The organism is Streptococcus sp. Marseille-P6264 (assembly GCF_902460355.1).
Taxonomy (GTDB): Bacteria; Bacillota; Bacilli; order Lactobacillales; family Streptococcaceae; genus Streptococcus.
The window spans coordinates 150964-162044 of record NZ_CABPTO010000002.1; the positions used below are offsets into that span (position 1 = coordinate 150964).

At 44.2% G+C, this 11081-nt stretch carries 9 protein-coding genes; 8 read left to right on the plus strand and 1 reads right to left on the minus strand.

The features are described 5' to 3' along the window. Nucleotides 1-142: 142 nt before the first annotated feature. Genes purC through purH form a run of 7 tightly spaced genes read left to right on the plus strand, consistent with a single transcriptional unit; the run spans nt 143 to nt 10059 of the window. Complete coding sequence (gene purC, locus FZ941_RS04335; RefSeq protein WP_148886967.1) at nt 143-850, plus strand: phosphoribosylaminoimidazolesuccinocarboxamide synthase; 708 nt, start codon at nt 143-145, stop codon at nt 848-850. A 56-nt stretch (nt 851-906) separates the two neighbouring features. Continuing rightward, nucleotides 907-4632 (plus strand): phosphoribosylformylglycinamidine synthase, encoded by a 3726-nt coding sequence (locus FZ941_RS04340; protein ID WP_148886968.1) that lies wholly within the window; start codon nt 907-909, stop codon nt 4630-4632. A 12-nt stretch (nt 4633-4644) separates the two neighbouring features. Continuing rightward, nucleotides 4645-6087, plus strand: a complete 1443-nt coding sequence (gene purF, locus FZ941_RS04345) for an amidophosphoribosyltransferase (RefSeq protein ID WP_148886969.1) — start codon at nt 4645-4647, stop codon at nt 6085-6087. Between the two features lie 44 nt (nt 6088-6131). Continuing rightward, nucleotides 6132-7154: a phosphoribosylformylglycinamidine cyclo-ligase gene (gene purM / locus FZ941_RS04350; protein ID WP_148886970.1), complete on the plus strand. Its 1023-nt coding sequence runs from the start codon at nt 6132-6134 to the stop codon at nt 7152-7154. After that, nucleotides 7151-7702, plus strand: coding sequence for a phosphoribosylglycinamide formyltransferase (purN, locus tag FZ941_RS04355; protein ID WP_148886971.1), 552 nt, complete (start codon nt 7151-7153; stop codon nt 7700-7702). The genes purM and purN overlap by 4 nt, the downstream gene beginning before the upstream one ends. 60 nt (nt 7703-7762) lie before the next feature. Then, on the plus strand, nt 7763-8470 hold the full coding sequence (locus tag FZ941_RS04360; RefSeq protein WP_148886972.1) for a suppressor of fused domain protein: 708 nt from the start codon (nt 7763-7765) through the stop codon (nt 8468-8470). A 41-nt stretch (nt 8471-8511) separates the two neighbouring features. Further along, on the plus strand, nt 8512-10059 hold the full coding sequence (gene purH / locus FZ941_RS04365; RefSeq protein WP_148886973.1) for a bifunctional phosphoribosylaminoimidazolecarboxamide formyltransferase/IMP cyclohydrolase: 1548 nt from the start codon (nt 8512-8514) through the stop codon (nt 10057-10059). Nucleotides 10060-10179: 120 nt separating this feature from the next. Here the strand turns inward: purH and FZ941_RS04370 are convergent, their stop codons facing one another. After that, complete coding sequence (locus FZ941_RS04370; protein ID WP_015605798.1) at nt 10180-10479, minus strand: YbaB/EbfC family nucleoid-associated protein; 300 nt, start codon at nt 10477-10479, stop codon at nt 10180-10182. 169 nt (nt 10480-10648) lie between these two features. Here FZ941_RS04370 and FZ941_RS04375 point away from each other — a divergent pair, with 169 nt between their 5' ends. Next, nucleotides 10649-11062: a glycosyltransferase gene (locus FZ941_RS04375; RefSeq protein ID WP_187418376.1), complete on the plus strand. Its 414-nt coding sequence runs from the start codon at nt 10649-10651 to the stop codon at nt 11060-11062. Nucleotides 11063-11081 lie beyond the last annotated feature (19 nt).

Genomic DNA, 11081 nt, shown 5'->3' on the forward strand with positions numbered 1-11081 from the left:
GGGAACAGGATATTTTCAGCTTTTAAATGTTGTTTTTCCAATCTTTTTCATGTTTTCACGTCCGTAATGTACGGAAATACTTGTAAAATGTATTTAAAAGTGATAAAATTAAAGCATAAAAGCACGAAAGGCGAATAATAAAATGTCAAACAAGTTGTTATATTCGGGAAAAGCAAAGGATATTTTTGCGACAGAAGATGAGCAGGTGATTTTGTCCCGCTACAAGGATCAGGCGACTGCTTTTAACGGTGTCAAGAAGGAGCAGATTGCAGGTAAGGGAGTTTTGAATAATCAGATTTCAGCCTTTATCTTTGAAAAGTTGAACGCTGCCGGTGTAGCAACGCATTTTATCGAGAAAATCTCAGATACAGATCAGCTCAATAAAAAAGTTGATATCATTCCTTTGGAAGTCGTGCTCCGCAACTACACAGCTGGTTCCTTTTCAAAACGTTTTGGCGTAGAAGAAGGTATCGCATTTGAGACTCCAATTGTAGAATTTTACTATAAAAATGATGATTTGGATGATCCCTTTATCAATGACGAGCATGTGAAATTCCTTAAAATTGCGGATGACCAGCAGATTGCCTACTTGAAGGAAGAAACGCGTCGTATCAATGAGCTTTTGAAAGCTTGGTTTGCTGAAATTGGCCTCAAATTGATTGATTTTAAGCTAGAGTTCGGTTTTGACAAGGATGGCAAGATCATCTTGGCAGACGAATTTTCACCAGATAACTGCCGTTTGTGGGATGCGGATGGAAACCACATGGATAAGGATGTTTTCCGTAGAGGTCTAGGTGAACTAACAGACGTTTACGAAGTTGTCTGGGAGAAGTTGCAAGGTTTAAAATAACACCTTCAAGGTCATTTGGGAATATTGCAAGAGCTGAAATAAAGGAATAAGAATTGATGGATAAACGTATTTTTGTTGAAAAAAAGGCTGATTTTCAGGTCAAGTCAGAGAGTTTGGTAAGAGAACTCCAGCACAACTTGGGACTGTCAACTTTGAAAAGTATTCGCATTGTGCAAGTTTATGATGTCTTTGATTTGGCAGAGGATTTGTTTGCGCCCGCAGAGAAACACATCTTCTCTGAGCAGGTGACAGACCATGTCTTGGAAGAATCGGCTGTGCAAGCGGATCTTGCCAACTATGCTTTCTTTGCCATTGAAAGCCTGCCAGGGCAGTTTGACCAACGCGCGGCTTCCTCTCAAGAAGCCTTGCTTCTGCTTGGAAGCTCTAGTGATGTGACAGTCAATACAGCCCAACTTTACTTGGTCAATAAAGATATTGATGCGACGGAGTTGGAAGCGGTCAAGAACTACTTGCTCAATCCAGTTGATTCTCGTTTCAAGGACATTACGACAGGGATTGCCAAGCAGGAATTTTCAGAGTCAGACAAGACCATTCCAAAATTGACCTTCTTTGAAAGCTATACGGCAGAAGACTTTGCCCGCTACAAGGCAGAGCAAGGGATGGCCATGGAAGTGGACGATTTGCTCTTTATCCAAGACTATTTCAAGTCAATCGGGCGCGTGCCAACTGAGACAGAGCTCAAGGTTTTGGACACTTATTGGTCTGACCACTGTCGTCACACGACTTTTGAGACAGAGTTGAAACAGATTGATTTCTCAGCTTCTAAATTCCAAAAACAATTGCAGGCGACTTATGATAAGTATATTGCCATGCGTGAGGAGTTGGGGCGTTCGGAAAAGCCACAAACCTTGATGGATATGGCGACTATTTTTGGTCGTTATGAGCGTGCTAATGGTCGTTTGGACGACATGGAAGTGTCTGACGAGATTAATGCTTGTTCAGTTGAAATCGAAGTGGACGTTGATGGTGTGAAAGAGCCATGGCTTCTCATGTTCAAAAATGAAACCCACAACCACCCAACGGAAATTGAGCCATTTGGTGGGGCGGCTACTTGTATCGGTGGCGCCATTCGTGACCCGTTGTCAGGGCGTTCATACGTTTACCAAGCTATGCGTATCTCTGGTGCGGGTGATATTACAGCTCCGATTTCAGAAACGCGTGCTGGGAAATTGCCACAACAAGTCATTTCTAAAACAGCAGCTCATGGTTATTCTTCGTATGGTAACCAAATTGGTCTTGCGACGACCTACGTTCGTGAGTATTTCCATCCAGGATTTGTAGCCAAACGCATGGAGCTTGGTGCTGTTGTCGGTGCTGCTCCCAAGGGCAATGTAGTCCGTGAAAAACCGGAAGCCGGTGATGTGATTATCCTTCTTGGAGGCAAGACCGGCCGTGATGGTGTCGGTGGTGCGACAGGGTCTTCTAAGGTTCAAACAGTTGAGTCTGTAGAGACTGCTGGTGCTGAGGTTCAAAAAGGGAATGCCATCGAAGAACGCAAGATTCAACGTCTTTTCCGTAATGGAGATGTCACTCGTCTTATCAAGAAATCCAACGACTTCGGTGCTGGTGGTGTCTGTGTAGCTATCGGTGAATTGGCAGACGGTCTTGAAATTGACCTCAACAAGGTTCCTCTTAAATATCAAGGCTTGAATGGTACCGAAATTGCCATCTCTGAATCACAAGAACGTATGGCAGTCGTGGTTCGTCCTGAGGATGTAGATACCTTCGTTGCTGAATGTAACAAAGAAAATATTGACGCGGTTGTGGTTGCTACAGTGACTGAAAAACCAAATCTAGTCATGCATTGGAATGGTGAGACAATCGTGGACTTGGAGCGTCGTTTCCTTGATACCAATGGTGTGCGTGTCGTTGTTGATGCCAAGGTGGTGGACAAGGATGTCAAGCTCCCAGAAGAGCGCAAGACGAGTGTTGAAACACTGGAAACAGATACCCTTGCGGTTCTATCTGACCTCAACCATGCGAGTCAAAAAGGCTTGCAGACTATCTTTGACTGTTCCGTTGGTCGTTCTACGGTTAATCACCCACTTGGTGGTCGCTACCAACTCACACCAACTGAGGCATCTGTGCAGAAATTACCAGTTCAACACGGTGTGACTCATACTGCGTCCGTCATGGCTCAAGGATTCAATCCATATGTAGCTGAATGGTCTCCATACCACGGAGCTGCCTATGCAGTTATCGAAGCGACTGCTCGTCTAGTGGCGGCAGGCGCCAACTGGTCTAAGGCTCGTTTCTCTTACCAAGAGTACTTCGAGCGGATGGACAAGCAAGCAGAGCGTTTTGGTCAGCCAGTAGCAGCTCTTCTAGGCTCTATCGAAGCACAAATCCAACTTGGTTTGCCATCTATCGGTGGTAAGGACTCTATGTCTGGTACCTTTGAAGAATTGACAGTACCGCCAACCTTGGTTGCCTTTGGGGTGACAACAGCGGATAGCCGTCAGGTTCTTTCTCCTGAGTTCAAAACTGCTGGTGAAAACATCTACTACATTCCAGGTCAAGCCTTGGCACAAGAGATTGACTTTGATCTTATCAAGTCTAACTTCGTTCAGTTTGAAGCCCTTCAAAAGGCTCACAATGTGACATCTGCATCAGCTGTCAAGTATGGTGGTGTGGTTGAAAGTTTGGCACTTGCTACTTTTGGAAACCATATCGGTGCAGAGGTGACCTTGCCTGAACTTGAAAGTTCTTTGACAGCTCAGCTAGGCGGATTTGTCTTCACATCTCCTGAAGAAATTGCTGGTGTTGAGAAGATTGGTCAAACGAGTGCAGACTTTGCTCTCCTTGTCAACGGCGTGAAGCTAGATGGAGACAAACTAGACAGTGCCTTCCAAGATAAATTAGAAGCTGTTTACCCAACAGAATTTGCCCAAGCGAAAGAACTGGCAGAAGTTCCAGCTGTCGCTTCTAACGCAGTCATCAAAGCCAAAGAAACTATTGAAAAACCTGTGGTTTACATCCCAGTCTTCCCAGGTACCAACTCAGAATATGACTCAGCTAAGGCCTTCGAAAAAGAAGGTGCAGAGGTCAACTTGGTGCCATTTGTGACCTTGAATGAAGAAGCTATTGTCAAGTCAGTTGAAACCATGGTTGACAACATCGGCAAGGCTAATATCCTCTTCTTTGCCGGTGGATTCTCAGCTGCGGACGAGCCAGATGGTTCAGCTAAGTTTATCGTCAATATCCTTCTCAATGAAAAAGTGCGTGCGGCCATTGATAGCTTTATCGCTCGTGGTGGCTTGATTATCGGTATCTGTAATGGATTCCAAGCTCTCGTAAAATCAGGCCTTCTTCCATACGGAAACTTTGAAGATGCAAGCAGTACTAGTCCAACCCTCTTCTACAATGATGCCAACCAACACGTGGCCAAGATGGTGGAAACTCGCATTGCCAATACCAACTCGCCATGGTTGGCTGGGGTGCAAGTGGACGATATCCACGCTATTCCTGTTTCGCACGGGGAAGGGAAGTTTGTCGTGACGGCGGAGGAATTTGCGGAGCTCCGTGACAATGGACAAATTTTCAGCCAATACGTGGACTTCGAAGGCAAACCAAGCATGGATTCTAAATATAATCCAAATGGTTCTGTAAATGCCATCGAAGGAATCATCAGTAAGAACGGCCAGATTATCGGTAAAATGGGGCACTCAGAACGTTATGAAGACGGTCTTTTCCAAAATATCCCAGGAAATAAAGACCAGCACCTATTTGCGTCAGCTGTGCGTTATTTCACAGGGAAATAAAAGGTATAAAAAATGACATACGAAGTAAAATCTCTTAATGAAGAATGTGGTGTTTTCGGTATTTGGGGACATCCAGATGCTGCTAAAATGACCTATTTTGGGCTCCACAGTCTTCAGCACCGTGGTCAGGAGGGGGCAGGGATCCTCTCCAATGACCAAGGGACATTAAAGCGTCATCGCGATATGGGGCTTTTATCAGAAGTGTTCAGAAATCCTGCTAATTTGGATAAATTGACAGGGCCTGGAGCGATTGGACACGTGCGTTATGCGACTGCTGGCGAAGCTTCTGTTGATAACATCCAACCCTTCCTCTTTCGCTTTCATGATATGCAGTTTGGTTTGGCTCATAATGGGAATCTGACCAATGCAGAATCTCTCAAGCAAGAATTGGAACAAAGAGGAGCGATTTTCAGCGCGACTTCGGACTCGGAAATCTTGGCTCATCTCATTCGCCGTAGCCACAATCCAAACTTGATGGGCAAAATCAAGGAAGCGCTTAGTCTTGTCAAAGGTGGTTTCGCTTATCTCTTGCTGTTTGAAGATAAGTTGATTGCAGCCCTTGATCCAAATGGCTTCCGACCTCTATCAATCGGGAAAATGGCCAACGGAGCAGTTGTCGTTTCCTCTGAAACTTGTGCCTTTGAAGTAATCGGTGCCGAGTGGATTCGTGATGTAAAACCAGGGGAAATTGTGATTGTGGATGACAATGGCATCCAGTACGATAGTTATACGAATGATACCCAGTTGGCGATTTGTTCTATGGAGTATATCTATTTTGCTCGCCCTGACTCTAACATCCATGGGGTCAATGTCCATACAGCTCGCAAACGTATGGGGGCTCAATTGGCGCGTGAATTTAAGCATGGGGCGGATATCGTGGTCGGTGTGCCTAATTCTTCACTCAGTGCAGCCATGGGCTTTGCGGAGGAGTCTGGTTTGCCAAATGAAATGGGGCTGATCAAAAACCAATATACCCAACGTACATTTATCCAACCAACTCAAGAATTGAGAGAGCAAGGGGTGCGGATGAAACTGTCTGCTGTTTCGGGTGTTGTCAAAGGTAAACGTGTGGTCATGATTGATGATTCCATTGTTCGTGGAACAACCTCTCGTCGTATCGTTCAGCTCTTGAAAGAAGCAGGTGCGTCCGAGGTTCACGTTGCCATTGGAAGTCCAGCACTAGCTTATCCATGCTTCTACGGTATTGATATCCAGACGCGTCAGGAGCTGATTGCGGCTAATCATACAGTTGAAGAAACTCGCCAAATCATTGGTGCGGATAGCCTGACCTATCTTTCAATTGATGGCTTGATTAATTCTATCGGGATTGAAACAGATGCGCCGAACGGTGGCCTCTGTGTCGCTTACTTTGATGGCGACTACCCAACTCCTCTCTACGACTATGAAGAAGACTATCGTAGAAGTTTGGATGAAAAAACCAGTTTTTACAAATAGGCGGATGAAGACCCTCCATTAAAGGAAAGGAAGAGGAGACAAAAATGACAAATAAGAATGCTTATGCCCAATCGGGTGTGGATGTTGAAGCGGGTTATGAAGTTGTTGAGCGGATCAAAAAGCACGTGGCTCGTACGGAACGCGCAGGTGTTATGGGAGCCCTTGGTGGTTTCGGTGGCATGTTTGACCTTTCAAAAACTGGTGTCAAAGAGCCCGTCTTGATTTCAGGAACTGACGGTGTCGGGACCAAGCTCATGCTGGCTATCAAGTACGACAAGCACGATACCATCGGGCAGGACTGTGTGGCCATGTGTGTTAATGACATCATCGCTGCAGGTGCGGAGCCTCTTTACTTCCTTGACTACGTCGCGACTGGCAAGAATGAACCAGCTAAACTAGAACAAGTCGTTGCTGGTGTGGCAGAAGGTTGTTTGCAGGCAGGCGCTGCCCTCATCGGTGGGGAAACGGCTGAAATGCCTGGTATGTATGGCGAAGATGACTACGATCTGGCTGGTTTTGCAGTCGGTGTGGCTGAAAAATCTCAAATCATTGACGGTTCAAAAGTAGCTGAAGGAGATGTTCTTCTCGGACTTGCTTCGAGTGGCATTCACTCCAATGGTTACTCACTCGTGCGTCGTGTCTTTGCTGACTACACAGGTGAGGAAGTCTTGCCAGAATTGGAAGGCAAGAAACTTAAGGAAGTTCTGCTTGAGCCGACCCGTATCTATGTCAAGGCTGTCTTGCCACTCATCAAGGAAGGGTTGGTTAACGGCATTGCCCACATCACAGGTGGGGGCTTTATCGAAAATGTCCCTCGTATGTTTGCAGCTGAGCTGGCTGCAGAGATTGAGGAAAGTAAGGTTCCAGTCTTACCAATCTTCAAAGCCCTTGAAAAATATGGTGAAATCAAGCATGAAGAAATGTTTGAAATCTTCAACATGGGTGTGGGACTCATGCTGGCAGTTAGCCCTGAAAACGTAGATCGTATCAAAGAATTGCTGGATGAACCAGTCTATGAAATTGGTCGCATCGTCAAGAAAGAAAACGAAAGTGTCATCATCAAATGAAAAAAATAGCGGTTTTTGCTTCTGGTAATGGCTCAAATTTTCAGGTGATTGCTGAAGAGTTTCCGGTGGAGTTTGTCTTTTCAGACCATCGTGACGCCTATGTGCTCGAGCGTGCAGACAATCTCGGTGTTCTGTCCTATGCTTTTGAACTCAAGGAATTTGAGAACAAGGCGGACTACGAAGCAGCCCTTGTTGAACTCTTGGAAGAACACCAGATTGACTTGGTTTGCCTAGCAGGCTACATGAAAATCGTTGGGCCAACTTTATTGTCAGCTTATGAGGGCCGAATTATCAACATTCATCCAGCTTACTTGCCAGAATTTCCAGGTGCTCATGGCATTGAGGATGCTTGGAATGCAGGCGTTACTGAGAGCGGCGTTACCATTCACTGGGTGGACTCCGGTGTGGATACAGGGAAGGTTATTAAACAAGTCCGTGTGCCACGGCTAGCTGATGATACCATAGAAAGCTTTGAAGCTCGCATTCATGAAGCGGAGTACAAGTTGTATCCAGAGGTATTGGATAGTTTGGGAGTTGCACGAAAATAAGAAGGAAATCATAGATGATTTTGTGGCAAGGAATAAAAGTCATCTGCTAAGGAGAAATTTATGGGGTTGTTTGATTTTTTTAAGAAGAAATCTTCTGATGAAGAGAAGTCAACTAAAGATGAAGACAAGATTGTTATTAAAGTTGAAAATACAGATGATAGCGCTCCAGGATGGGAAGCGATTGATGCAGAATTTAATCGTTTATACCCTGATCAGCCCAATCCACTTCATTATGGGACAGTTATCAAGTATATGCTAGGCGGCCCAGATCCACTTGATGGCATCAGTGTTTACGATGCAGGAGATTTTTGGCATTTTGTTGGCTATGGCTTGTCAGAATTATATACAAAGGAAAGCTCAGATCCAGAATACAGTGGTTATGGGATTGAATTAACGTTTAAGTTAAAGAAATCAAATAATGACGAAGAAGAAATTAAAAATGGCTGTGGTTTGCTACAGTATGTGGCAAGATATATTTTTAAAACTGGTAAAGTGGTTTTGCCAGAAGAATACATATATACCAAGCAAACGGTAGGAATTGATGCCCAACAGAAATCTAATTTGACAGGCTTCTTGACTGCCGCTGATGATTTAGCTAAACCTCTAGATACTCCACATGGAAAAGTGGAATTTGTAACCTTAATTGGTGCGACAGATGCAGAACTGCGAAGTGTGTACGAAAGTGAAACTAGTAAGCTTGAGGTCAGAAAACTGTTAAAAGAACTTGGGAATCAGCTTACAGACTATAATCGCCAGTCTTTGGTTTAAATGATATGAAAGCACCTCTTGATACAATGAAAGGAAATAACATGACGAAACGCGCCTTAATCAGTGTCTCAGATAAAGCGGGCATTGTTGAATTTGCCCAAAAACTCAAAAAACTTGGTTGGGACATCATCTCAACAGGTGGTACCAAAGTTGCCCTTGACCATGCCGGGGTGGAGACCATTGCCATCGATGATGTGACTGGTTTCCCAGAAATGATGGATGGTCGTGTCAAGACCCTTCATCCAAATATCCACGGTGGGCTCCTCGCTCGTCGTGACTTGGATAGCCACTTGGAAGCGGCTAAGGACAATCAAATCGAGCTCATTGACCTTGTAGTGGTCAATCTTTATCCTTTCAAGGAAACCATTCTCAAACCAGATGTGACTTACGCTGATGCGGTGGAAAATATTGACATCGGTGGACCATCTATGCTTCGCTCAGCAGCGAAGAATCATGCCAGCGTAACAGTTGTGGTAGATCCTGCAGACTATGCAGTGGTTTTGGACGAATTGGCAGCCAATGGTGAAACAAGTTACGAAACTCGCCAACGTTTAGCAGCCAAGGTTTTCCGTCACACTGCGGCTTATGATGCCTTGATTGCAGAATACTTCACAGCTCAAGTGGGTGAAACAAAACCTGAAAAGCTCACTTTGACTTATGATCTCAAGCAATCAATGCGTTATGGGGAAAATCCTCAGCAGGATGCGGACTTTTACCAAAAAGCCTTACCGACTGACTATTCGATTGCATCAGCGAAACAGCTCAACGGTAAAGAATTGTCCTTTAACAATATCCGTGATGCGGATGCAGCCATTCGTATTATTCGTGACTTCAAAGATCGTCCAACCGTTGTGGCTCTCAAACACATGAACCCATGTGGTATTGGTCAGGCTGATGACATCGAAATTGCTTGGGACTACGCTTATGAGTCTGACCCAGTTTCTATCTTTGGTGGGATTGTCGTCCTCAACCGTGAGGTGGATGCTGCGACGGCTGAGAAGATGCACGGTGTTTTCCTTGAAATCATCATAGCACCGAGCTATACGGATGAAGCACTAGCTATTTTGACTAATAAAAAGAAAAACTTGCGTATCCTTGCCTTGCCATTTGATGCTCAAGACGCTAGTGAAGTGGAAGCAGAATACATCGGTGTAGTAGGTGGACTTCTTGTGCAAAACCAAGACGTGGTCAAAGAAAGTCCAGCTGACTGGCAAGTGGTGACCAAACGTCAGCCAACTGAGACAGAAGCAACCGCCCTTGATTTCGCTTGGAAGGCTATCAAGTATGTCAAATCAAACGGTATCATCGTGACCAACGACCACATGACACTTGGTGTTGGCCCGGGTCAAACTAACCGTGTGGCCTCTGTTCGTATCGCCATTGACCAGGCCAAAGACCGCCTTGACGGTGCTGTTCTTGCTTCCGATGCCTTCTTCCCATTTGCGGATAATGTGGAAGAAATCGCCAAAGCAGGAATCAAAGCCATCATCCAGCCAGGTGGCTCCGTTCGTGACCAAGAGTCCATCGAAGCAGCGGACAAATATGGCTTGACCATGGTCTTCACAGGAGTGAGACATTTTAGACATTAAGAAGATTTATATTGGAGAAAATGCTGAGACCTTTTCTCCAATTTTTTTGCGCAAAAAAACTCCCAAAAGGATGAATGAACCATATTTTTGGGAGTTGATTTTTATAAGGACTTAACAGAATTAGAAAGAAAGTCCACTTTGGAAAGCGCTGAGTTTTTGTTTAGCTACTTCGTTAATTTGATCGATAGCAGCATTGATAGCTTGGCTAGTCAAATCAGATAGAGTTTCCATATCTTCTGGGTCTACGATAGCAGGCTGAAAGTCAATTTTGACAACCTTTTTATCACCAGTAAGAGTTGCTACAACTAAATCTTGGCTAGATTTTCCAACAAATTCAGTTGCGGCTAATTCTGCTTGAGCAATGTCCATCTCTTTTTTAAGTTTTTGGGCTTGCTTCATCATGTTTTGCATATTCATCATAAGATTTTCTTTCCTTTCTCTCGCAAGGGCTGAGTCCCTTAGTAATCTTCACTCTTCAATTATATCATTTTTTAGGAAAGTGGCAAGAAGAACATTTTTAGACGGTTTGACAAAGATTTAGTATTTATGGTAGTATAGTCATGAAACTATATACCGAGGAGAATATAACTTGAAAAACAAGAAGATAAAAGGCTTGCTGTTGGTAGTGCTCTCATCCCTCTTCATCCTAATCGGCTGTAGTGGCAGCCCTAAAATTCAGGGGAAATGGAATGTTCAGGATGTTAGCGGTGAACAAACGATCATTGAAATAAAAGACAAGACCATCATTGTCAACGAAGAAGAGTATAAGTATACTCAAAATGCTGTTGGTTTTAAAAATGGGGTGAGTTATTATGGCCTGACTCGGAAAGATAATGGCAAAAAATTTTCTATCGTCTTTCCTGAGAAAGATAAAAATATTGCTATTATGCTAATTCCTGATTCAGACGATGACTATCTCACAGGTAGTATGCTCTTTGCCATGAACCGCAAGGAAAAGCCAGATTATAAAAAATATGCAGAAAAATATTTCAATGTACAGTAGAAGAAAAAGGCGCTGAATT